Here is a 22,180-nt window from a genome sequence, read left to right as displayed (position 1 = left end):
CTTATGGGCATTCGCGGTAACAGATTTCAAGGCGATTGCCGCTGGGATCTTCAAAGAAAACAGCATAATAGCCCCGCTCCTCATAAACTGGCCCTTCGACGTTTCGCGCGTAAGCCTGGATGGCAATCGCAGCCAGCCGATCGACCTTGCGGATGCTATCGGCCCCAAACGCGATCCGATTTTCATTGGGAACGTGTTGTGGCGATTCGGTCACCCCGAAAAATTCGGTAGCCCCATCCGTTCCGGCCGCCTCATACGTCACCCATCCCTCAATGCCGGTCTCTTGCGTGAACCCGAGCGCCGGCAAAAGTTTTTCATAAAACAATACCCTTCATTTCGCAGTAATTGCCGCGGTTTTCCGTACTCGGGTATTTTCCCTCATTCACAGATCCACTATTAATGATGTGTAATTTGTGCATCCAAATATGAGGCCGTTCGTCTGAAGAAAATGTCCGCCAGACAATATTTTCATTGTACCGGTGCCTGGAAGTTCCATGGGAAGCTGGTCGGATTCTACCAAGCGGGCCGCCGACTCTGTTTTCAAGAATGCATTCATAGTTTATTTTACCCGAATGACTCTTACTTCCGCTCAGCCGCAGAATCGGCAACGGCAATGGCTTCAATCTCAATCATCGCGTCGGGAGAATAAAGTGAGCGGACTTCCACGATGGTGTCTGCCGGATATGGTGCCGTAAACCGTTGACCGCGAAGTTCAACGACTTTATCGAAATGGGTCATGTTGGTCAGGAAGATCGTCACTTTGATGACGTTCCGTAGGCTTGATCCTCCCGCATGCAGTACCCGCTCGAGATTATCAAAAGTTTGTTTGGCCTGGACATCAAAGTTGCCTGCGCCAACGATTCGACCGCTCGTATCGATGGCAGTCTGACCTGAGATAAAGAGCAGATCCCCGACCCGATACCCCTGTGAAAGACGATAGGGCTCGTAGGGATCGGGATCGATCCGGATTTGTGTGATGTTCATCGTACCACCTCCTTATTGCTATCAAAAAAGACCTCAAAAAACGTCTTGGCGCTGCGATTGCTCATTCATGACACACGAAGATGGTTCAGTATATCTAATCGGAGGCTATTCATTTGGCCTGGTATCGGTGCGTTGAATCGTCTCACTCTTGAAGGCAAATCCAGAATTTCTAAACCGACCTGATTATCCCTCGACACGTCCAAGATCGAGAGGTCTGTGAGTCGTTGTTGAGGGTCACTCTTGGCTCCTTGACCCAACACCTCTCGCATAGTCTCTACCAGGTCCCGCAGTGCCTGTTCAATGTCTCCCACAAATGCGGATCCATGCATAAAGGCCAACTGTTTGGGTTGTTGATCTGCGAGACCATGCAGGAAGTGGTTTTTCGTCCCTCATCAGAAAATGATTGAATCGGAGATTGATTTCCGGAACATAGATCGAAATTGAATAGTGACCGGGAGCGATCTCCGTCACTCTGGCTGGGCCCTCCTCCTGTTTCCCGCTTCGCTACATTGAACATCGAAAAATTTTGAAACCTGGAGCCTCCCCAATATGCTCCCTTAAATGATTGAAAATATCACGCAGAAGATCCCTTTCGCATAGAGTATTTTCAGTCCTCTGATGCGTGCATGTCCATTGGATTTGTTTGACAAAGCCGAGATTAATTATTAGGGTAAGTTTTCCTATCCTCCGGACATTATTCCCGTTCACAATGGGCCAATTTTTAAAAAGACTATCCCTGGTGAAGATTTCCTCTTCAAAGGGGATGAGCCAGGTATGTTTGTATTTAAATGTGATCGTCAACAATCACATGTGGGATAAAAGCATTTCAAGATGATAAAAAGGTTGATGAGCAGATGTGCGGAATTCTTGGACAGATAAATTTCTCCGGGTGTCCTGTGGACCCCAAAGACTTGATGGCCATGAATGCGACCATGGGCAGTCGCGGTCCTGATGGAGTGGGACTGTATGTTCAGGGCCGATTGGGATTCGGGCACCGACGTCTCAAAGTCATTGACTTGACCCAATCGTCCCAGCAACCCATGGTGGATTCTACCTTGGGGCTGGGAATTGTGTTTAATGGGGCGATATACAACTATAAGGAATTGCGACACGAGCTGGAAGGGAAAGGCTATACCTTCTTTTCCCAGGGGGATACCGAAGTCATTCTCAAGGCCTACCATGCGTGGGGAGAAGGCTTTATTCATCGCCTGAACGGGATGTTTGCGTTCGCTATTTGGGAAAGAGATTCAGAGCGGGTTGTGCTGGCGCGTGATCGTTTGGGAATTAAACCGCTCTATTTCACTGAAACGGCTCAGCAGTTTCGATTCGCGTCGACCTTGCCGGCACTATTAGCGGGGGGGGGCGTCTCCACGGATATGGATCCCGTGGCCCTTCATCACTATTTCATGTTTCATGCCGTGGTGCCCGCACCATACACCTTGCTGAAAGGCATTCGGAAGTTAGCGCCAGGCACCATGATGGTCATCGAGCCAACGGGAGCACGACGACATGATCACTATTGGCAACTCTCTTTCGAACCGCGTGAAGATGAGAGGACGTGGAAGGAAGGAGACTGGCAGGACCGGCTGTATGAGGTCCTGCGTTTGGCTGTCCGCCGACGGCTGATTGCGGATGTGCCTGTCGGGGTCCTCTTGTCCGGTGGGCTGGACTCGAGCCTTATCGTGGGCCTGTTAGCGGCTGAAGGCGCCACGGGCCTGAATACCTTTTCCATTGGGTTTGAAACGGTGGCAGAGGAAAAAGGGGACGAATTCTTTTACTCCGATATCATTGCCAACGAATTTTCCACCCGTCACCATAAGCTGCCCGTTGATACGACGCACGTTCTGCCTAATCTGCCGGGTTGCATCCATGCCATGTCTGAGCCAATGGTCAGCCACGATGCCATCGGGTTTTATTTGCTCTCCAAAGAAGTATCCAAGCATGTCACGGTGGTCCAAAGTGGGCAGGGAGCCGATGAAATTTTCGCAGGATATCATTGGTATCCCCCACTGTTGAACAGTCAACATCCGGTTGATGAATATCGCCAGGTGTTTTTTGATCGCGACCAGAAAGAATTTCTTCGAGTCGTTCATCCACGGTTTCATGGAGACGATCATAGTCAGCGTTTTGTGGAGACGCATTTTTCCGAACCGGGCGCTTCTCGACCGATTGATAAGGCCTTACGGCTTGATACGACCATTATGCTCGTCGACGATCCGGTCAAGCGTGTCGACAACATGACGATGGCATGGAGCCTGGAAGCGCGAGTGCCGTTCTTAGATCATGAAGTCGTCGAATTAGCGGCACGAGTGCCTGCGGAAATGAAAATTGCGCAAGGGGGGAAAGGTATCCTCAAAGAAGTTGCCCGCCGGGTGATTCCTGCAGAGGTCATTGATCGGCCCAAAGGGTACTTCCCCGTCCCCGCCTTGAAATATCTGCGGGGTCCGTATCTGGGCATGGTGAAAGAGGTGCTTTTATCACAGACCAGTCAAAACCGCGAGATCTTTCAGCGGGACTATATTGATGAATTGTTAAAGAATCCGGATGACCATCTTACGCCTTTACGTGGGTCAAAGCTTTGGCAGCTTGGGTTATTGGAACTGTGGCTTCAGTCCCATGGCATCTAAGGATCGCGATGTTTTGAAGGCCACGCAAGCTCTCCACATGACGAGCCCCCGCCAACGACCGATCGGGCCGACGGTCAAAAACTGGGAAGTTGGGCCGGCGACCTACCAGGGCCGGCGAGTGAAACCAAAGGTGGTCCTGGATTGCGGCTGGGGGCGGCTCATTTTTGCCCACACCTTTACAGGACCCGAAGAGGTGGCTTCCACCCTGATGCAGGAACGTCCCGGGCACCGGGATATTGCCTTTTATTTACGGGATCCTCATGTGGTCCTGGCCCTGCGCCCGCACAAGCTGTTTCTGGATCCATCCCATACGTTTCGATTGTGGTTGGGTGATTATCAATCCGTTGCCATTCAGAAATCAGACATGGTGATCACTCCCATCCAGTCGGAGGCCGATGTCACGGCTTTGAATCGGATCTATGCGGCACGGGGCATGGTCACGGCCGACAGCGATCTCCTTATGAGGCATCGCCGCTCCCAAAAACTCTGCTATTTCCTCGCGAAAGACCAGGCCACAAATGAAGTGATTGGGGTCATTTTAGCTGTGAATCATCGCTTGATTTTTGACGACCCCGAAAAAGGCAGTAGCATCTGGAGTCTGGCCGTTGACCCTCAAGCCTACCATCCCGGAGTGGGGGAAGCGTTGATTCGTCATGCGGCCGAACGGATGAAAGCCCGCGGGTGCAACTATGTCGATCTCTCGGTGCTGCATGACAATCATGAAGCTATTGCCCTATATCGAAAGCTGGGATTCGGACGAATTCCTGTGTTTGCAGTGAAAACGCGAAATACTATTAATGAAAAACTGTTTGCAGGCCCCTCACCGGACCAGCGCCTCAACCCCTATGCCACCATTATTGTCAATGAGGCCAGACGCCGAAGCATCGACGTCGATGTGCTGGATGCCGAGAATGGTTACTTCCGCTTGACGTTTGGGGGGCGGTCCATTACCTGTCGAGAATCGTTGTCCGAATTGACCACGGCGATTGCGATGAGCCGTTGTGCGGATAAGACGCTTACCCGGCGCGTGTTACAAGACGCCGGCCTATCCGTTCCCGCTCAGAGAGTGGCCAATGGGCGGAAGCGCAATGGCGAATTTCTTGACCAGTATCGATCCATTGTTGTCAAGCCGGCAACGGGGGAACAGGGAGCCGGCGTGAGTGTAGATGTGCGTAGAGTCAAGGAAATGGAGTCCGCCATCACCCGTGCCGGTAAATATGGTGATCACGTTATTCTGGAACAGTATGTGAAAGGTGAGGACTTACGCATTGTGTTGATCAATTATGAAGTGGTTGCCGCTGCCGTTCGACGACCACCACGAATTACCGGGACGGGACATCATACGATTGCCGAATTGATTGATCGGCAGAGTCAGCGACGGGCACGATTGACCGGCGGCGAGAGTTGCATTCCTTTGGACGGAGAAACCAAGCGGTGTATCAAGGAAGGGGGTTATACCCTCACAGAGGTCTTGCCCAAAGGCAAAACCATCACGGTGCGTAAGACGGCCAATCTGCATACCGGAGGAACGATCCATGACGTGACGGGAAAACTGCATCCTGATTTAGCCGCTGCGGCGGTGATTGGCGCCAAAGCGCTGGCTATTCCGGTGGTGGGATTCGATTTTATCGTCACGACAGTTTCCAAGCCTCACTATGTCATTATTGAAGCCAATGAGCGACCGGGTCTCGCCAATCATGAACCGCAACCGACGGCGGAACGATTTATTGACCTGTTATTTCCTCAAACCAAAACGCCCACAAAATTGAAGTAGTTCTTTGGGTGTGATAGGGACTTGTATGATCGATTCAAAAATTGACACGCAGTACCTCCTTCATATTCTCCAAAAACTCTTGGCGATTCCGAGTCCGACCGGCTATACCGATCAAATTGTCCATGCGGTGTCGGGTGAGCTGAAACAATTAGGAATTCCCTTCGAACTCACGCGGCGCGGAGCCATTCGAGCCACCATGGCAGGAAAAGTCAGTACGCCTGATCGAGCGATTGTGGCGCATCTGGATACGCTGGGGGCTCTGGTCAAATGGCTCAAAACCAATGGCCGGCTGGCCATTGTGCCAATCGGAACCTGGTCCAGCCGTTTTGCCGAGGGTGCCCGTGTGACCGTCTTTTCCGATACCAGTATGCATCGTGGCACCATCCTGCCCCTGAAAGCCTCGGGCCACACCTATGGGGACGAAATTGATACGCAACCGGTCTCCTGGAAGAATCTGGAAATTCGACTCGATGAAACTGTGACGGACGTCAACGGACGTATCCAGCCCTTATCGACCGAACAGGATCTCCAGCGACTCGGGATTCATGTTGGTGATTTCATTGCCATTGATCCCTCACCTGAAGTCGGACCCAATGGATTTATCAACTCGCGGCATTTGGACGATAAAGCCGGAGTGGCTACCATCCTGGCTGCTGCCAAATCCATTCTTGAGTCAGGGGCCACGCTTCCTGTGGATTGCCATTTACTGTTTACGATATCCGAAGAGGTTGGGTCAGGGGCCTCGGCGATCTTACATGGAGATGTTGCAGAAATGATTACGATCGATAACGGCACTCCCGCTCCCTTTCAAGCCTCGAGCGAATTTGGTGCGACGATTGCTATGGCCGATTCAGCCGGGCCTTTTGATTATCATCTGGTCAGGCGGCTCATCGCCTTATGTGTAGAACATGACATTACGTTTCAGCGCGACATTTTTTGTGACTACAGAAGTGACAGTGCGTCGGCCGTAGAGGCCGGGAACGACATTCGGACCGCCCTCCTCACGTTTGGGGTCGATTCTTCTCACGGGTATGAGCGGACTCATGTGAGTGGACTCGAGGCCATTGCGAAATTACTGGTCGTGTATATGCAAAATGAGCCGGTGTTTTGGAGAGATCGCGATACGTTAGGGTCCGATAATGATTTTCCTACTCAACCGATTGAAGAAACGTCTTTTCCTCATACCCTCGAGGACATGGTCCGACGCCATGGTGAACCCCATGATGACCCATAGGGCTTCTTCGCTGAGGATAGACGACAGGATGTTCGTTGCACGCTCTATGCGGATGTTCTCCTTATTTCTCTTCCTGGTTTGATGTCTTCTCATCCGCCCATCTCTACTTTTCCTCCACCTGATACGACCCATCCACAGTTGACGCTTCGTGCCATTGTCACCGGGATGGTCTTAGGAGCGCTCCTTACCCCCTGCAATATCTATAGCGGGCTGAAGATTGGCTGGACATTTAATATGTCTATTACGGCAGCATTACTCAGTTATGCGTTTTGGAAAATATTCGAAACCACCGCCCAAACCGAGCGCTGGGGTCTTCTCGAAAATAATATCAATCAAACCACGGCCTCTTCGGCTGCATCCATTATCTCGTCAGGCCTGGTGGCCCCGATTCCCGCCTTGGCCATGTTGACGGGCGAGCAATTACCTTGGTCCCTCCTCTCTGTCTGGGTCTTTTCCGTTAGCCTGATTGGTATTGTGGTTGCGGTCGGTCTCCGGCAACAAATGCTTATTCGTGACCGATTGCCGTTTCCCGCCGGCGTTGCCACAGCGGAAACCGTGAGGGAAATTTACGGAAAAGGGGGGGAAGCCCTGGCTCGCGTGAAAGTTCTCCTTACGGCTGGCGGGATTGCCGGGGTCATAAAAATTTTCAACGAAGCTATTCTACCAATCCCTAAAATGGCAACGGGCCTGGCCATTCCCTTTAAGGGAGCGCTCAGCAAGACCGGGTTATCTACTGTGTCCCTTTCCAATCTTGGGTTCGTTCTCGATCCCTCGCTTTTGATGGTGGGCTTTGGGGCCATTATCGGGCTTCGCGCCGGACTCTCCCTGCTCATTGGAGCGATCCTTGCCTGGGGCATCATTGGTCCATGGGTCTTAATTCGGGGCTGGATTCCTGCGGAAAATCTGACGCCGGACGGCTACTGGTTCGGACCCCTGGTGGAATGGTTGCTCTGGCCGGGGGTGACTCTGATGGTCATGGCCTCGCTCACGTCGTTTGCCTGCTCCTGGGGGACAATGATGACCGGTAACATGGTTTCTCGAAAAACCCCAGCATCTCTTTTCACCCCGAATGATCCTTTTGTCATTCCACGGCAATGGTTTGTGATTGGACTATGTATTGCTTTGGTCTTTGCGGTGGGGACCCAGATAACGTTATTCAACATTTCAATGGGTATTGCGGTCCTCGCGGTCCTTCTCTCTTTTGTGTTGGCGATTGTGGCGGGTCGAGTTTCGGGGGAAACCGGGATTACGCCGATCGGTGCCATGGGGAAAGTTACACAACTCACGTTTGGTTTCCTCATTCCGGGTCATGTCACGACCAATCTGATGGCGGCCAACGTCACCGGTGGAGCGGCCGGCCAATGCGCAGATCTTCTTCACGACCTGAAGACCGGTCTGCTCCTGGGCGCCTCGCCGCGCTTTCAAGCTCTGGCACAAATTTTCGGAGTGTTAACGGGCTCGCTTGTGGGCAGTGCGGTATATCTGGTGCTCATCCCTGATCCTCAATCCATGTTGTTAACCATCGAATGGCCGGCGCCTGCCGTAGCAACCTGGAAGGCTGTGGCGGAGGTCTTTCAACTCGGTACAGAGGCTATCCCTCCAGGAAGTCTTTTGGCCATGAGCATTGCGGGTTTACTAGGCGTGGGGATGGTGGTTCTCGATCAATCTGTTCCACCATCCATTAGCCGATGGATCCCCAGCGCCTCGACAATGGGTCTGGCGTTTGTCATTCCTGCCTGGAACTCTGTATCCCTCTTTCTCGGTGCCTTTCTTGGGGCCATTTTAATGAGGTATGTGAAAACCTGGGCGGAACGATTTGTCATGGCGCTGGCTGCCGGGCTCGTTGCTGGGGAAAGTCTCGCAGGTGTTGCGAGTGTTCTTGTTAAAATATTATTTTGACCTGATCCAAATAGGGGCCCACAGAGGTTTTTGAAAGTCGCTGTGGCCTGGCGGTGTTCTCAAAACTTTCCTGCCGGTTATTCATTTTCCTCCAAACACCACATCCGGTCATGTTTGACCATCCCCCGCCGATACCTGGCCTGCTTCTATTCCTCAGGACAGGTTGTGTCGGGAATATAGACCGGGCAAAACCCGGTGAACCGGCTTTGCAAAAATGTGATTCCAAGGATTCCCGGAGGTGACAACCATATAGGATTCACGTCGTACACGAGTGTGACGCCTGCCGTAATAAGCGCACCGGCGATTCCGTCATGGAGTTGGCGTTTTTGTTTTACCTTCACTCCGCCTGTTTGTAGAAACGTTCGTTCTTCCGGGTTTCCCTCTTATCCAAGCCAAGAGCTTTTTTTGTGTTGTTGACAATTCTTCACCTTTTTAGACTTTTTTTAGTCTTTATGTTTATTGAAATGAGAAACCCATAGGCGGTGTCTTACGCCGGGTACTTTTTTGAAAAATACGTAATTTTATCTATATTTTCTCGTGAATTTCAAGTTGATTAATTTCTAGGCAATGCATTGTAAATAAACAAGAATTTCATCATTTGCCTCAGTAGATCTCCCGTCTTTTCCGTCAGGTTCAAGGGGTGCTACTCTTTGGGGTGCTCGAAGACCTTCACTAAGCAGAATGGAGACCAAGACATGCCTTTCGGCTATTACCACCAGCTTAACGCCAAGGCGCAGCGAATCTACCGGGCAAGCGACAAGGTGTCGGATTTTCAATTGCCCAATGTCTCTGTCGTTCGACCGGTCGTGCGAAAAATATTTGAAGCGTTACAGGCCGAAAGTCATTTGCGCACACAAAAATGGACTCAACGCCTTCTGAATATGTTAACGAGCCAACTCCATATTCGGCCTATTCGATTTGAATTGTTGGATATCCGACCCTCCAATCCCCGGATGGAACTGTATGGGCTGTATTATCCCATGGAAGGACGGCGGATCCCGCGTATTCAAGTGTGGATGCGCACGGCAAAACGGCATCAAGTCGTCGCCTTTCGCACGTTTTTGCGCACTTTGTTGCACGAACTGTGTCATCATTTGGATTACGATTGTTTAGGTCTGAAAGACTCCTTTCATACCAAGGGCTTTTATGGTCGTGAGGCTAGTTTAGCGTCTCAAGTCTTATCGTTGGTCGATACTGCCTCTTGGGGGACAGGCCACACGTCCAAGACGGGTAAAAAAAAGCAACGAAAGATTTGATGTTGCCTGGTCGTGCTTCAGTCGGTCCCACTTCCTTGTCTTAATTTCAACTGGTGCGTGACACGATTTTCCCCCGGCCATTCCTGCCATTCCATTAGGTTGCTCCGACTCTGACTGTCTATCTCTTTGATTGTTTCCGAGGGTAGAATGCGGACATCGTGCCGGTTGCAGGAGCTGTTGCACGTCTCTGTGAATTATAACGAATACATCTTTTTCAGAAATGAGGAGTAGAGTCGAAGCTATGTTGCAGAATATTCAACCCATCCAACCATTGTCCCATTTGACCGGATCCAGCGAGAAGCTTCATACCCGTTTGTGCCGGATGGTGGGGCAGGCTGTTGCCGATTTCAACATGATTGAAGAAGGCGATAAGGTCATGGTGTGCCTTTCCGGGGGGAAGGATAGTTATGCGATGTTGGACGTGTTGATGTCCATGCAGTCTCGTGCTCCGGTGTCCTATGAACTGATTGCGGTGAATCTGGATCAGAAGCAACCGGGATTTCCTGAACATGTGCTGCCGGATTATCTCACGAGGCTTGGTGTGCCGTTTCATATTGAAGAACGCGATACCTATTCGGTGGTGAAACGGCTGGTCCCCGAAGGCGAGACGACCTGCTCGCTTTGTTCACGGTTGCGTCGTGGCATCCTGTACGGGTTGGCGGAACGGTTGGGCGCGACCAAGATTGCTCTTGGCCATCATCGTAACGATATGATGGAGACCTTACTGCTGAACATGTTATTTAACGGAACGCTTAAAAGCATGCCGCCGAAACTGAGATCTGATGACGGACGACATGTGGTGATCCGACCATTGGCATATGTGAAGGAAGCCGACCTGGCCCGCTATGCGGAAATGAGAAACTTTCCCATCATTCCCTGCGACCTGTGCGGTTCACAGGAAAATTTGAAACGCAAAGAAGTGAAGGCCCTGCTCCAGGATTGGGATATCCGGTATCCCGGCTCGGGCGACAGCGTATTTGCGGCCCTGTCCAAGGTCATACCCAGTCATCTTCTCGATCGTCAATTATTTGATTTTGAGACTGTTCGCGAGCTCTAGTCGTAGGTTGGCCTGAAGGTGGTTCCCGTGCGAATGATGACCGACCTGCCAGATCCTATCCGATGGTGTGTATTCCCTCGCCCCTCCTGTGTGTGCGGTTGTTGCCGAGCATCATCATGGTCTATCTCCAGGTTTTTTTGTTAATTATGGCGGCCAATGCCGCCCCGATTTTCGGGCGGCTGCTTATGAAAGGGCGTTGGAATGCTCCTCTTGACGGGGGAGCAACCTTTTTTGATGGGCAGCCGTGGTTGGGACCCTCGAAAACCTATCGCGGCGTGGTTTTTTCATTGGTGGGCACGGTTCTGGCGGCGGATGTCCTGGCTATGCCCTGGGACATAGGGCTGTTGACGGGAGGGTTGGCGATGACCGGCGACTGCCTTTCTAGTTTTATCAAGCGACGGTTGGGTTATGCCTCAGGCGGAATGGCCTTGGGCTTGGATCAAATTCCGGAAAGCCTTTTTCCCCTATTGGGGCTATGGGGACCCCTGTCGTTGTCGGCTATCGGCATAATGGCCACTGCAGGTGCGTTTATGGTGTTCGAACTGTTTATTTCTCCGATTTTATATCGATTCCGCATTCGTAAAAATCCACATTAATTTTGTATTCACGCTGCGGACCTATTCCTTGTCAAAGTTTTTGGTTTTGATGAGGGTAATCCCCAATTGGGCGAGTTTCCGGCTAAATCCCGCAGGCGTGTTGAGTGTATGGATTAAGCGCCCATCCGGCTGTTCATAGGTAATAAGTCCACCATCCTGTAGCGGCCAGACGAGTATTCGATCTTTGGCCTGAGGGCTGGAAAAGGCTTGAGGTGAACAGGCTCTGCCAAGTAGCATTTCGAAGGAAACGCGAGGCTCCAACCTACGGAGAACAAGCCGTCCCGGACAATTTCGGATGGGCCGCCAGGGCCAACGGGTTCGTAATTCCTCAAAGGTCATAGGAACGCTTTCTTGACATGCTCATTCCACTCCAACAGGGATGTGTTTGGCAATCTTAGTGGAAGAGAGGATGGCTCCGGCGTGTGCTTCATGCCATGGTTCATGAAATGATATCCAGATGAATCAGGGACAGCGAGGGCAATATGCGGAGGTCCTGGTGTAGAGATGAATATGGATCCCTCATCTGAAGAAACCTCTTCGGGCAATTCCCGGACACCCCTCATATCAATAGGATTTGCGGTTTTCGCCGTCCTCATGGTGCCGGTATTTCTGTATTCTATAGGCCCGGATGGGCCTGCCAAAGTTGGTGACGTGGTGTTTGCCAAGGATCGTCATCGTGTACGGATAATGGTTTCTAAAGGTGAGGAGATTGAAACAGATCCTGCGATGTGTGTTCTTGAGCCACGGGTACAGTTAGTGGTGCAGCAAATGGGACCTCCCTCAGAAAAGGCGATGATTGCCGAACCGGTTGGTCTTGAAAAGACTGATCCACCCTTTTGCCTACCGGGGAAGCCGGTTATGGTGTATCCCCATCAGGTGACCTTACAGCCGGACCTGTGGGGTGGCCTGCGGGACACGCTTGGGCGCTTTTCCTCCGGTCGCTGAACAGGATCGATCCTGAAGCTGTTTATCCCCGTGTGCTCAGGAGAATTTGAGCTTGTCTGAAAAGCGTTGCCGGAACTTCGCCACTTTGGGATTAATGAGGTAGGCGCAGTAAGGTTGTGACGGGTTCTGCACAAAATATTCCTGGTGGTAGGCTTCGGCCATGTAAAAGGGGGAGGCGGGTTCCACCTGAGTTACAATGGGATCGTCGAAGACCTTGGCTTCCGTCAGCGTGCGAATGACCTCGTGCGCGGTCGCGTCTTGTGCTGATGAATGGGTGAAAATGACAGAGCGATATTGGGTGCCCGCATCATTCCCCTGCCGGTTCAGCGTGGTGGGGTCATGGGTGCCGAAAAAGATTTCCAGGAGTTCCCGGTAGGTGATGATTCCGGGATTAAAGGTTATTTGTATCACCTCGGCATGACCCGTGTTTCCACTGCAGACGGCCTCATAAGTGGGATTGGGGCGACTACCGCCCATATAGCCGGATTCTACGGACTCGACGCCCTTGACCTGATCGAATACGGCTTCGAGGCACCAGAAGCAGCCGCCACCCAATGTGGCGAGTTCCTTCCCTGTTGAACCTATGGCCGAGTCAGACATGCGTTACTCCTTGCTCATGAAAATGACTGAAGTTGTGAGGTGGAAGTGTCAGGCTTCAAATTTATACCACGCCCTGCTTTCTTGGGCCACTGCTTGTTTCATTGGGGGAGAGGCGGGAGTGACTTTTTCCCCTGACATTCTTTGCTTTACTTTTTGTTTGGCCTCTTTATAGGCTTGGAAGATTTTCTGCCAGACTGTTGACTGGTGATGAGAGGAGCAAGTCATATGCGGGTAGTGTGGGCGACCGACATCCATTTGAATTTTCTGGGTTTCGAGGGGCGGGAGGTTTTTTTTTCGTCCATTCGTGCTCAGCAGCCGGACGTCGTTTTTGTGACCGGAGACATTGCTGAAGCTCCATCGCTGACCCCGCTGCTCCATGAAATGCGTCAAGCCATTCACGCGCCGTTATATTTCGTCCTGGGGAATCATGATTTTTACTATGGGTCGGTTTCCCAAGTTCGACATGATTTGAAAGGCTGGTGCCAGATTCAGCCGGGACTCACCTATCTTTCGACACGGGGATTGGTTGAATTGACTCCGACGACGGCGTTGGTCGGGCACGACGGATGGGGAGACGGGCGCTATGGGAACTATCATCGGTCCCCGGTTAGGCTCAGTGATCAGGGGTTGATCGCGGATTTTCAGGATTTAGATCGGGAGGCAGTGTTACGCAAACTCCGTGCGTTGGGAGATGAGGCGGCTTGCTATTTGCGGGATCGTTTGGATGAGGTCTTGTCATCATATCAGCGCGTCATTTGCCTGACCCATGTCCCGCCGTTTAAAGAAGCCTGCTGGTATCAGGGGAAAATGGGAAATGATGATTGGCTTCCCTATTTTGCCTGCCAGGCGGTTGGCGAGGTGTTACTCTACGCATCACGGAAACGACCGGATTGCCAGATCACCGTCTTGTGTGGCCATACCCACCATGCGGGGACCCTTCAGCTGCGACCCAATCTACGGGTTCTGACGGGTTCTGCCGAATATGGCGCTCCCTGTATTCAAGAGAGCTGTGACCTTGAAGAACTGTTTCCTCAGTCAATGTTAGTAGAAGGCAGACATAGTGAAGGAGGGCCATCGGTAGAAACTGATGCGTCCGGAAGGCAATCAGGTTCCGCTAAATAAATCTGGCCCGTTCTTTCGGAGTAGGCACACGGCACGTGTCCGATTTTCCCATCCACCGATAGCGATGCCGGGCGATGAAGCTGTACACCATATCTCGAAGAGGGCGGGGAATGATGATGAAGGCGTACAGCCAGGGCCAAGCTCCAGGTAGGCAGCGAAGAATTTTGAGGGCAGCAGTGGATTTTGTGAAGACGTTCCCATGTTCCAGGAGTAAAAATGTTTCATAGTCCTGGGTGGAAAGGTGTAATTGAGTAAGAATGGCTTGTGCCGGTTGGGATTGAAGCGTTCCAAATTTAAATAATCCTCGGGAATCCCGCTCGAGGACAAAATTGACAAACGCATTGCAAAAATTACACACCCCGTCAAAGACAATCACCTTCGCGTGCTGGCCCCATTGGTGGGATTGTATGAGAGATCCCTGTTTCACGTGCTCCTCTTAGTTGTCAGATCTTTCCTTGCTGTGTGACGGTATATCTGGCATGGCATATCCCATTATAATACGGTGGAGGTGAATATTTCCGCATGGGTGAGGCTTTCGGGCCTACCCTGCTATAGAGGGACCTCGCCTGAATAATGGCCATGCGCGGGTTGTGAGCCATTGATGAATGGGAACAAGGTCAAAGAAAATCAGATAGACAAATGGAATTAATAAAAAGTTGACGTCCATCAAGACAAAGGTGGAAATATGAAATGCGGTAACACCCAAAATAAATGCGAGCCGCAACTTGACGGATTTGATGAGGAGAAGCAGGGGAAAGCCGAGTTCGAAAGCCAGGACGAGAATTCCGAAAAATTGAATGAGGTCCGGGTGCTGGGCTAGCTCAAAGCTGAGCCCATTTTTGACGACTTCTCCTTGATCGTTCACACCCCATCGAACGGATCGTTTGATGAGGACTTCCTGAATTCTGCCTTCGCCGGCAAACCAGACCCATCCAGAGACTCGGACTTTAGCAATCACACTCCAGAAATAAAACAGCGCCACATACAGTTGCATGGTTTTGATGGGCCAGCTGGCTTCCCATTCCTGAATGTCTTTGTGCATATGACGTTGCCTGGCATCACGAGAATGGACTTCTCCGCACTTGGAAAGCAAAAAGAGAAAAAGAATCTGCATGGGAATGATATACCGATGGTGCACGTCTCCTGAAAAGCTATCCCGCACGCCCTTCAGATAAAAAATACAGAGAATGATCACGAGGATCGACGCCCGGGTGTTTTTCCCTATAATCATCGATACCGTTGCCCACATGAGAATGATATACATCACAAACGACAGGGCGGGTATATGATACTGAATACCTAACAACTTGAAGTACCAAATGGGCTCAACAAAGTAATACATGGCCCCAATCGGGTTAAGCGTCAGGACGGTGGCAAATTGATACGTGTGGAAGAAGAGGAGTCCAATCCCAATGTACATGCGTAACAGGCCAAGACTTTCCCCTGAAAATCCGGTAAAGAAAAATTGATTCCAGATTCGATTTAGGGATTTACAGGAGGCCATGGTTCCATCTTTCGATCCATTGCTCTTGCCAGTCGATCACAACGGTGTTGGTTTGAATCTCGACCTTGTGGGTATCGCCCTTTAATAAATCCGCTTTTTTGTACACTCGTTTTTGATGGGAGGACTCAATGCGGGTGATGAATTGTGGGTCGCCAGGTTCCAATCGAAGCGTTTTGTTGATGGTCCAAAACATTCGCCACTCCCAGTCCACAGAGAAGTTGCGCTCATTGTCATCCAGTCCTCGAATCCACCGGTTGATTGACCCGAGGGACGTATTCCCTTGTTTATGTTTTGGGGGATCATGTCCAAATATGATGGCGTTGTATAACCGACCAAAGTTAGGCTTGGGCATATTCAGGTCCTTGTACGACACATAACTGATTGATCCATCGCGGTGGGTGACACGAAACCCTTTCTTAATGGCGGCTTTATCCTTGATGCTTGTCGAAATGGTTTCGCTGGGTTCGTACACGCTATACATGGGGACCCAGGTTAAGGGAAAGTAATCGATTCGAAATATGACCGCCGCCCAAATGATGGTCAAGTACACAACAAGAATCAGGTTGGTGGTCCGCTTGCTCACGCAAACCTTTCTTGCGATGTATTGAGCGGGGTATTCATGTGGGTGTCTCCCCCTTGAGGTGAAGGTCCAAGTGACGGGAAAGCCCATTATCTTAAGAAAGATAAGAGAACTCAATAGTAAAGAGGGTGCAAAAAATTATTGGTCAGGTGAGTCAGGAATCGGGCAGGAGAGGCAAGGGGATTGTTGTCGAATGTTTTATTAGAATTAAAGAGGCGCCGATACGAGATAGCCTGAGATAGAACTGTTGAGGAGTAGGAATTTTCGCGAGTCGTTCTGTCAGGATTTATATAGTGCTGGAGCCTTTTGGTTCTTTTTGAGTGTTGGTCTTAGGGATAGGTTTCAATTTTTGAAGATTTGGGAATCTAGCAATGGATCTTGATTGACTTGTGCCCCTGGCAGTTTCTGTGTTAAAGAATTGATTATCGCAGGAAGATGGTGCGTCCTCAGTGATCTGCTCTAGTTGTTCCTGTCGCAATGTTCTCTCTAAAAATTGAGTAGTGCTTCCCGGTTGGCAGATGGTTTCAATCTGTGGATTGCTGTCGGGGTTTGCCCCTGGTGCATCCGCATATAAGGTCCAATTTTACAAATAGGTAGGGAATGGGAGTCAATGACAGTAGCTGTGTTCATTGATCGTCTCGAAGAATTTCGACAGGGAGTTCTTCAGTATAGGGCAATAACCGGGTCGGATCAGGGACTGCCCCGCAACGGCTCAGGTGAGGTGGACGCATCACCGTCAAAGGCCTTACGGGATACTCTTTGTCAGCAGTTTGCTTCCATAGAGGAATCTGTAGGAACTTTTAGCAAGGGTCGATACCGCATTCATTTAGATTCAAGTGGCCGGGAGGATATTTATGTCCGTGCGTTGTCTGAAGAATGTCAGGCTGAGCATCTTGACCTTATCTTAAATGATCTTGAGCACATGCTGTCTGAGCTAGAAAAACGGCCTCCTCATTCTCCCCTGGCATCACAGAAGGAATGGCCGGATATTTCGGGTACCAATCCTGAGCCTTCCTTCGGCTCGTTGGGACACCTCGGCTTTTCTCCATCTCCCGCATCCTCTGATACACTGCACGCCGCGTTGAATACGGTGGCATGCGTCATTCAACAGCGAGTTGAACGAACCGAAGACCAGGAGGAGCTTTTGGCTCATGTGCAAGCCATCCTGGATCATCCTGAAATCACCCATCTCCTATCCTTTTCCCCTTCCCACTAACTGCAATTTTCGGTTTTTTGCGAACCCTTGGGGTTTCACCTTCCAATCATGATGTGGTGGATTCTGAGAATCCTGATGGGGATTGTGAAAGGTCGTTTCTAGGCTTTTCCCATTGGTTTCAATCATTGCCACTGCGATTCTTCTCCAATTTTTAAGTCCCATTTCCATTTTTCTGAAAATCCATCTATGGGTATCGAAAACGCATGGTGGGGCGATATGAAGTGTGATGTCTGAAGACTCTAAGGATGGCATTCGTCATAATGTACCCATCGATGCGGCTCAGTTATAGTGACCAAGACGAATTTCTACAGAATGGTGAAATCTTCTAAACAGTTTCTTCATTGGTCGATCAGCCGGGTGGTACCGGTTGACCGGGATGAACTCCCTGCGCTTATTTGGTCGTTTGTCTATTTTTTTTGTCTGCTGGCGGCCTACTATATTTTGCGACCGGTTCGCGATGAAATGGGAGTGCTCTCGGGGGCTCATACTCTCCCGTGGTTGTTCTCAGTTGTGTTTATCACGATGCTAGCCGTGATCCCGATGTTTGGCTGGGTCGCGGGGCATTTTCCGATCCGTCGATTATTGCCAACTGTCTATGTGTTTTTCATCCTGAATCTTCTGGCATTTTTTGTGGCTTTGCAAAGTGGAGTCGGGTTGCAAGCCTTTGGGCCGATCTTTTTTGTATGGTTGAGTGTGTTTAATTTATTCGTTGTGTCGGTGTTTTGGAGTTTTATGGCCGATGTGTTTCCCACTGATGCGGCTCGGCGACTGTTTGGGTGTATTTCCGCCGGAGGCAGTCTTGGCGCTATGACAGGCCCGTTTATCACCGCAATGGCGGTAAAAGGGGTCGGAGTTTCCGGGTTACTCCTGGTGTCAGCGGGCTTCTTAGTGATTGCGGTGGGATGCATTATGGCGTTGTTAAAATGGTATCACGGTCATCATGGGGTTGATCTGGGAAACCGACACCTTTCTTCCATCAGGAATACTGAAGCCACTCCTCCCAGCTTATGGATAGGAGTGGTGTGCATGGTTCGCTCGCCCTATTTGAAAGGCATTGCCCTCTATCTCATGTGTTATTCAATTCTGTCAACATTCTTATATTCGCAGCAAACCATATTAATTCCCCAAGTCATGCCGAGTTCGGAAGATCGCATGCAATTGTTCGCATCGGTGGATCTTGGGATCAATGTGTTCGCGTTCACGCTCCAGTTTTTCGCGACAGGCTGGCTGTTGACGCGCTTTGGCGTCGGGATCATGTTGGCTGTCATGCCCCTGGTATCATTGATTGGATTTGGGGTGTTTGGTTTGCTGACAGTCCTGCCGGTCTTGATCGGGTTTGGTGTCCTGCGGCGTGCGGGGGAATTTTCCATCACCAAGCCGACGAGAGAAACTCTCTTTACCGTCGTTTCACGTGAAGAAAAATATCAGGCGAAAAATGTGATTGATACGGTTGTTCATCGAGGAGCTGATATGACGGGGACAGGGATTGTTTCCGTCCTTCATAGCTGGGGAATGACCTTGTCTCACATGGCATTTGCCGCCCTGCCCATTGCAGGTCTATGGCTTGCCACCGGTATGTGGCTTGGGCGACGACACGAAGCGATCCGGCGACGATGAGTCTTGTTCCCGAGTGAAAATTGGCATGGAGCTTAAATTGTCGCCTGCAAAAGAACCCCATGCTTACGGCCAATCATCCGAGGTCATTCGATTGGAATCATGAGATGAGTGATGCCTTGTTTACTTATGGGACGTTGCAATTTCCCGAAGTGATGGAAGCGGTGACCGGCCTGGCGTTGCCATGGGTGGCCGCGGAAGCGCCGGGGTTCGCCCAGTTCCGGTTTAGTGACCGCATTTATCCGGGAATGGTGGCCCGGGAAGGCGCTCTGACACAGGGTCGCGTCTATAGCTCAATGAGTCATCAAATTTGGGAGCTCCTGGACCGGTTTGAAGACCCGGTCTATCGCAGAGAATTGCTTGAGGTTTACCGCTCAGATGGCTCTAAAATAACGGCTCATGCCTATGTCTTACCAGTCGAACAGCAACATTTGCTTTCTTCAGAACTGTGGCAGATGGATTGGTTTAGCGATGTCCATTTGGATGGATATGTGAGTCGGTGTCGCGTGTTTTATGAGACGATCACTTCCCAGGGCTTACCGGAAAGCTGCAAGCAAACGTTGTGGACGTTAACGGATTCTTCCCAGAACTCTCAGATATGATGAAGTCTTCTAATCGACTGTTCCTGTTGGTGATGCTGGTGACGTTTCTTGTTTTTGGCGGGGCCTTAGTCTATTTCACCATGGAGTATCTCTCACAGGTCACCAAGCCGGACAGCAAACTGACGGAATCCACGGGTCATCAAATCAGGATGTTGCTGTTGGTCGTGACCATGTTGGCAGGTATGCCTGCAGTGGGAATGGGAGCCTATGTTATGTACCTTGGGTCACGTATTCGTCTCACACAGAGGTGGCCTCCAGCGGGGATGGGATTTGGGGCAGAAACACCGGTCATGCTGGGGGATCGGGCCACGCTCGTCGGATGGGGTGTGACAGGGCTTGGGTTTGTTCTTGTGGTATGTGGAGTAACGTTGCCGGTGGTGGGTTGGAAATTCGGAAACATTGTTTAATAGACTGAATGCATTTTTTTTTGACAGTACACCCATCATGATGAGCCAAAAATTATGACTGGATGGGATTGGGCGATTCTCGCCGTTTTCATTCTCTATGCCCTGCAAGCGGGGTTTCGAGAGCGAGCAGTCGCATCCCAGAATCTGGAAGAATATTTTCTTGCAGGACGCAGTCTTTCGGGCTGGAAGGCCGGATTAAGCATGGCGGCCACGCAGTTTGCGGCTGACACTCCACTGCTTGTTACAGGGTTGGTGGCTACGGCCGGCATTTTCGCATTGTGGCGTTTATGGATTTTTGCCTTGGCCTTTCTCCTGATGGGGTTTCTCCTGGCCCCGAGCTGGCGGCGGGTAGGGGTGCTCACCGATGCCGAGCTGACGGAAGTGCGTTATGGCCAGGGGGCAGCGTCGGCGCTCCGTGGCATCAAAGCCATTTATTTCGGCACCATTGTCAATTGCACGGTGCTCGCTATGGTGCTATTGGCGGCCACTCGACTCGCTGAACCATTTCTTCTTTGGGATCAATGGCTTCCTGCCGGCTTTTTTGAGGTGTTTGTTCACATGGTGAAATGGGGAGGGGTCCCTTTTACGGTTGGCGGGTTGGAGGCGGACAATGTGTGGGTGCGTTCGGCCAATAATCTTTTGTCGATCGGGGCCATTGTGTCTGTGACGGTGTTGTATTCCACCGCAGGTGGACTCCGAAGCGTCGTCGCCACGGATCTGGTGCAATTTGGAATCGGGATCGTTGCCAGCGGGGCATTTGCCTGGGTAGTGGTGGATCATGTGGGAGGCTTGGCGTCCTTGACTCAACACATTCAGAAACAGTTTTCGGCGGCGGTTGGGTACCCACTGACGGGGAATGAGATTCTGGCTTTTACTCCCTTTGGGGCCAGGGATGCGACCATGATGGTGTTATTGGTCTATGGATTTCAATGGCTCCTACAAATGAACGCGGATGGGACGGGGTATTTGGCTCAACGATCCATGGCATGCCGCAGCGATCACGATGCGCGGGTCGCGGCGGTGGTGTTTACCGTGGCCCAAGTGGTGCTTCGGAGTTTGATCTGGTTGCCCTTGGCCTTGGGATTACTTGTAGTATTTCCACCACCACCGGAAATGATAGGCCCTCAGTTTATTGCGGCTCGCGAATATACCTTTGTGCAAGGCATTCATGAACTGTTACCACCCGGAATTAAAGGGTTGATGGTCGTCGGAATGTTGGCGGCCCTGGCTTCCACGGTCGATACGCATTTGAATTGGGGGGCGTCTTATTGGACTAATGATATTTATCGCCGGTTCATTTGTGAGGGGTGGCTCAAGCGCGAACCTTCGCAACGTGCACTGGTGTGGGTTGCCCGTGCGAGTAACCTGCTGATTCTCGTGATTGCCCTTTGCATTCTTCCGTGGTTGTCATCGATTCAAACTGCCTGGCAAATCAGTTTGTTGCTGGGAGCGGGAATGGGCGTAGTGTTGGTGCTTCGGTGGATCTGGTGGCGAATTACGGCATGGGGCGAATTAGCCTGTATTGCGGCTTCTGTGCTCTTGGCTCCCCTTTTGCTGTGGGCACTTCCAGGACAGCAAGAGGAATTGCGGTTGTTGATCATGGGCCTGGGAGCCGGTGCGATTGGTATCGCCGTGTCCTGGTTCACCGGACCGGAAAATCTCGATCGTTTGGAGACCTTTTACCGGCGTGCACGTCCTCCGGGATTTTGGGGCCCCATCGAACTGCGGGTTCAATCTGAGCAGCGAAATGGAGTTCGGCGATTTTGGCGGGCGATTATGGCCATGGGGCTTACGGCATTGTCCATCTTCTGTTTGCTCACCGGTATCGGAACCTGGCTGGTGGGAAGTCCTGCCCCCGCATGGATGCCCTGGCGTGAGGCGTGGATTACCGGACTCTTGCTGCTGGGAATCCTCTTAATTCCCCTTTGGATCACCGTTGGTTTTCGCCAATCTGATTCTGTGACGCAGACCCGATAGAGAATGGAGAGGAACAATCCATAGTTGTGGATTCGAACGCCATGAAATAAAGAGCATAGTCCGTATTCCGGGGAGTTGCGGATGGAGGACAACTCGTGTCCTGAAGAAGCATCCATGCAGGTTGAGATTGCAGAAGGGGTTGATTGTACCAGAGGAAATGGGATATCGGGCCGGACGAAGCAAAAA

The 22,180-nt window shown here is 51.1% G+C and carries 23 protein-coding genes; 14 read left to right on the top strand and 9 right to left on the bottom strand.

The window, feature by feature from the left end:
* Position 1: 1 nt before the first annotated feature.
* The 3 genes from H6750_16445 to H6750_16435 form a co-directional block, all read right to left on the bottom strand.
* On the bottom strand, positions 2-325 hold the full coding sequence (locus H6750_16445; protein MCB9775896.1) for a glyoxalase: 324 nt from the start codon (positions 323-325) through the stop codon (positions 2-4).
* Between the two features lie 254 nt (positions 326-579).
* Positions 580-984, bottom strand: a complete 405-nt coding sequence (locus H6750_16440; protein ID MCB9775895.1) for a RidA family protein — start codon at positions 982-984, stop codon at positions 580-582.
* A gap of 65 nt (positions 985-1,049) precedes the next feature.
* On the bottom strand, positions 1,050-1,313 hold the full coding sequence (locus tag H6750_16435) for a hypothetical protein (GenBank protein MCB9775894.1): 264 nt from the start codon (positions 1,311-1,313) through the stop codon (positions 1,050-1,052).
* 525 nt (positions 1,314-1,838) lie between these two features.
* Here H6750_16435 and H6750_16430 point away from each other — a divergent pair.
* The 4 genes from H6750_16430 (at position 1,839) to H6750_16415 (ending at position 8,518) form a co-directional block, all read left to right on the top strand.
* Positions 1,839-3,611, top strand: coding sequence for an N-acetylglutaminylglutamine amidotransferase (locus H6750_16430; GenBank protein MCB9775893.1), 1,773 nt, complete (start codon positions 1,839-1,841; stop codon positions 3,609-3,611).
* Between the two features lie 37 nt (positions 3,612-3,648).
* Positions 3,649-5,385 carry an N-acetylglutaminylglutamine synthetase gene (gene ngg / locus H6750_16425; GenBank protein ID MCB9775892.1) on the top strand — a complete coding sequence of 579 codons (1,737 nt, stop codon included), beginning with the start codon at positions 3,649-3,651 and terminating at the stop codon, positions 5,383-5,385.
* A gap of 25 nt (positions 5,386-5,410) precedes the next feature.
* Complete coding sequence (locus H6750_16420; protein MCB9775891.1) at positions 5,411-6,619, top strand: osmoprotectant NAGGN system M42 family peptidase; 1,209 nt, start codon at positions 5,411-5,413, stop codon at positions 6,617-6,619.
* An 81-nt stretch (positions 6,620-6,700) separates the two neighbouring features.
* Positions 6,701-8,518, top strand: a complete 1,818-nt coding sequence (locus H6750_16415) for an OPT/YSL family transporter (protein ID MCB9775890.1) — start codon at positions 6,701-6,703, stop codon at positions 8,516-8,518.
* Positions 8,519-8,664: 146 nt separating this feature from the next.
* Here H6750_16415 and H6750_16410 read toward each other — a convergent pair whose 3' ends face one another.
* Complete coding sequence (locus H6750_16410) at positions 8,665-8,859, bottom strand: DUF2892 domain-containing protein (protein MCB9775889.1); 195 nt, start codon at positions 8,857-8,859, stop codon at positions 8,665-8,667.
* A gap of 354 nt (positions 8,860-9,213) precedes the next feature.
* On the opposite strand from H6750_16410, the gene H6750_16405 reads away from it, so the two are divergent.
* From H6750_16405 to H6750_16395, 3 genes are all read left to right on the top strand, one after another.
* Positions 9,214-9,774, top strand: a complete 561-nt coding sequence (locus H6750_16405; GenBank protein MCB9775888.1) for a hypothetical protein — start codon at positions 9,214-9,216, stop codon at positions 9,772-9,774.
* A 220-nt stretch (positions 9,775-9,994) separates the two neighbouring features.
* Entirely contained in the window at positions 9,995-10,831 is an 837-nt protein-coding gene (gene ttcA / locus H6750_16400; protein MCB9775887.1) for a tRNA 2-thiocytidine(32) synthetase TtcA, read from the top strand.
* 116 nt (positions 10,832-10,947) lie between these two features.
* Positions 10,948-11,427, top strand: a complete 480-nt coding sequence (locus H6750_16395; GenBank protein MCB9775886.1) for a CDP-archaeol synthase — start codon at positions 10,948-10,950, stop codon at positions 11,425-11,427.
* Between the two features lie 21 nt (positions 11,428-11,448).
* Here H6750_16395 and H6750_16390 read toward each other — a convergent pair whose 3' ends face one another.
* Positions 11,449-11,766, bottom strand: coding sequence for a hypothetical protein (locus tag H6750_16390; protein ID MCB9775885.1), 318 nt, complete (start codon positions 11,764-11,766; stop codon positions 11,449-11,451).
* 171 nt (positions 11,767-11,937) lie between these two features.
* Here H6750_16390 and H6750_16385 point away from each other — a divergent pair, with 171 nt between their 5' ends.
* Positions 11,938-12,372: a hypothetical protein gene (locus tag H6750_16385; GenBank protein ID MCB9775884.1), complete on the top strand. Its 435-nt coding sequence runs from the start codon at positions 11,938-11,940 to the stop codon at positions 12,370-12,372.
* 36 nt (positions 12,373-12,408) lie between these two features.
* Here H6750_16385 and msrA read toward each other — a convergent pair whose 3' ends face one another.
* Positions 12,409-12,972: a peptide-methionine (S)-S-oxide reductase MsrA gene (gene msrA / locus H6750_16380; protein ID MCB9775883.1), complete on the bottom strand. Its 564-nt coding sequence runs from the start codon at positions 12,970-12,972 to the stop codon at positions 12,409-12,411.
* Between the two features lie 207 nt (positions 12,973-13,179).
* On the opposite strand from msrA, the gene H6750_16375 reads away from it, so the two are divergent.
* Positions 13,180-14,094 carry a metallophosphoesterase gene (locus H6750_16375; protein MCB9775882.1) on the top strand — a complete coding sequence of 305 codons (915 nt, stop codon included), beginning with the start codon at positions 13,180-13,182 and terminating at the stop codon, positions 14,092-14,094.
* Here the strand turns inward: H6750_16375 and H6750_16370 are convergent.
* From H6750_16370 to H6750_16360, 3 genes are all read right to left on the bottom strand, one after another.
* Positions 14,087-14,503, bottom strand: coding sequence for a thiol-disulfide oxidoreductase DCC family protein (locus H6750_16370; GenBank protein ID MCB9775881.1), 417 nt, complete (start codon positions 14,501-14,503; stop codon positions 14,087-14,089). The two genes, H6750_16375 and H6750_16370, sit on opposite strands and share 8 nt — an antisense overlap.
* A 132-nt stretch (positions 14,504-14,635) precedes the next feature.
* A complete protein-coding gene (locus H6750_16365; protein ID MCB9775880.1) occupies positions 14,636-15,598 on the bottom strand; it encodes a hypothetical protein in 963 nt (320 codons plus the stop codon).
* Positions 15,585-16,181 carry a hypothetical protein gene (locus tag H6750_16360; protein MCB9775879.1) on the bottom strand — a complete coding sequence of 199 codons (597 nt, stop codon included), beginning with the start codon at positions 16,179-16,181 and terminating at the stop codon, positions 15,585-15,587. Before H6750_16360 ends, H6750_16365 begins: the two co-directional genes overlap by 14 nt.
* A gap of 607 nt (positions 16,182-16,788) precedes the next feature.
* Between H6750_16360 and H6750_16355 the strand changes: the two genes are divergently transcribed.
* From H6750_16355 to H6750_16335, 5 genes are all read left to right on the top strand, one after another.
* Entirely contained in the window at positions 16,789-17,394 is a 606-nt protein-coding gene (locus tag H6750_16355; GenBank protein MCB9775878.1) for a hypothetical protein, read from the top strand.
* Between the two features lie 312 nt (positions 17,395-17,706).
* Positions 17,707-19,011 carry an MFS transporter gene (locus H6750_16350; protein ID MCB9775877.1) on the top strand — a complete coding sequence of 435 codons (1,305 nt, stop codon included), beginning with the start codon at positions 17,707-17,709 and terminating at the stop codon, positions 19,009-19,011.
* A 104-nt stretch (positions 19,012-19,115) separates the two neighbouring features.
* A complete protein-coding gene (locus tag H6750_16345; GenBank protein MCB9775876.1) occupies positions 19,116-19,610 on the top strand; it encodes a gamma-glutamylcyclotransferase in 495 nt (164 codons plus the stop codon).
* On the top strand, positions 19,607-20,017 hold the full coding sequence (locus H6750_16340; GenBank protein MCB9775875.1) for a hypothetical protein: 411 nt from the start codon (positions 19,607-19,609) through the stop codon (positions 20,015-20,017). Before H6750_16345 ends, H6750_16340 begins: the two co-directional genes overlap by 4 nt.
* Before the next feature lie 54 nt (positions 20,018-20,071).
* Positions 20,072-21,994, top strand: a complete 1,923-nt coding sequence (locus tag H6750_16335) for a Na+:solute symporter (GenBank protein ID MCB9775874.1) — start codon at positions 20,072-20,074, stop codon at positions 21,992-21,994.
* The last annotated feature ends 186 nt before the right edge of the window (positions 21,995-22,180 follow it).

Source organism: Nitrospiraceae bacterium, from assembly GCA_020632595.1.
Taxonomy (GTDB): Bacteria; Nitrospirota; Nitrospiria; order Nitrospirales; family UBA8639; genus Nitrospira_E.
Note: the sequence above shows the minus strand (reverse complement) of the source record. Positions and strands in the feature narration are given on the sequence as shown.

Coding starts and splice junctions, on each gene's coding strand:
- H6750_16390 (MCB9775885.1), bottom strand. CDS start 11,766: ATGACCTTTGAGGAATTACGAACCCGTTGGCCCTGGCGGCCCATCCGA.
- H6750_16420 (MCB9775891.1), top strand. CDS start 5,411: ATGATCGATTCAAAAATTGACACGCAGTACCTCCTTCATATTCTCCAA.
- H6750_16365 (MCB9775880.1), bottom strand. CDS start 15,598: ATGGCCTCCTGTAAATCCCTAAATCGAATCTGGAATCAATTTTTCTTT.
- ngg (MCB9775892.1), top strand. CDS start 3,649: ATGACGAGCCCCCGCCAACGACCGATCGGGCCGACGGTCAAAAACTGG.
- H6750_16335 (MCB9775874.1), top strand. CDS start 20,072: ATGACTGGATGGGATTGGGCGATTCTCGCCGTTTTCATTCTCTATGCC.
- H6750_16435 (MCB9775894.1), bottom strand. CDS start 1,313: ATGCATGGATCCGCATTTGTGGGAGACATTGAACAGGCACTGCGGGAC.
- ttcA (MCB9775887.1), top strand. CDS start 9,995: ATGAGGAGTAGAGTCGAAGCTATGTTGCAGAATATTCAACCCATCCAA.
- H6750_16375 (MCB9775882.1), top strand. CDS start 13,180: ATGAGAGGAGCAAGTCATATGCGGGTAGTGTGGGCGACCGACATCCAT.
- H6750_16385 (MCB9775884.1), top strand. CDS start 11,938: ATGGATCCCTCATCTGAAGAAACCTCTTCGGGCAATTCCCGGACACCC.
- H6750_16440 (MCB9775895.1), bottom strand. CDS start 984: ATGAACATCACACAAATCCGGATCGATCCCGATCCCTACGAGCCCTAT.
- H6750_16415 (MCB9775890.1), top strand. CDS start 6,701: ATGTCTTCTCATCCGCCCATCTCTACTTTTCCTCCACCTGATACGACC.
- msrA (MCB9775883.1), bottom strand. CDS start 12,972: ATGTCTGACTCGGCCATAGGTTCAACAGGGAAGGAACTCGCCACATTG.
- H6750_16430 (MCB9775893.1), top strand. CDS start 1,839: ATGTGCGGAATTCTTGGACAGATAAATTTCTCCGGGTGTCCTGTGGAC.
- H6750_16395 (MCB9775886.1), top strand. CDS start 10,948: ATGGTCTATCTCCAGGTTTTTTTGTTAATTATGGCGGCCAATGCCGCC.
- H6750_16350 (MCB9775877.1), top strand. CDS start 17,707: ATGGTGAAATCTTCTAAACAGTTTCTTCATTGGTCGATCAGCCGGGTG.
- H6750_16355 (MCB9775878.1), top strand. CDS start 16,789: ATGACAGTAGCTGTGTTCATTGATCGTCTCGAAGAATTTCGACAGGGA.
- H6750_16340 (MCB9775875.1), top strand. CDS start 19,607: ATGATGAAGTCTTCTAATCGACTGTTCCTGTTGGTGATGCTGGTGACG.
- H6750_16345 (MCB9775876.1), top strand. CDS start 19,116: ATGAGTGATGCCTTGTTTACTTATGGGACGTTGCAATTTCCCGAAGTG.
- H6750_16405 (MCB9775888.1), top strand. CDS start 9,214: ATGCCTTTCGGCTATTACCACCAGCTTAACGCCAAGGCGCAGCGAATC.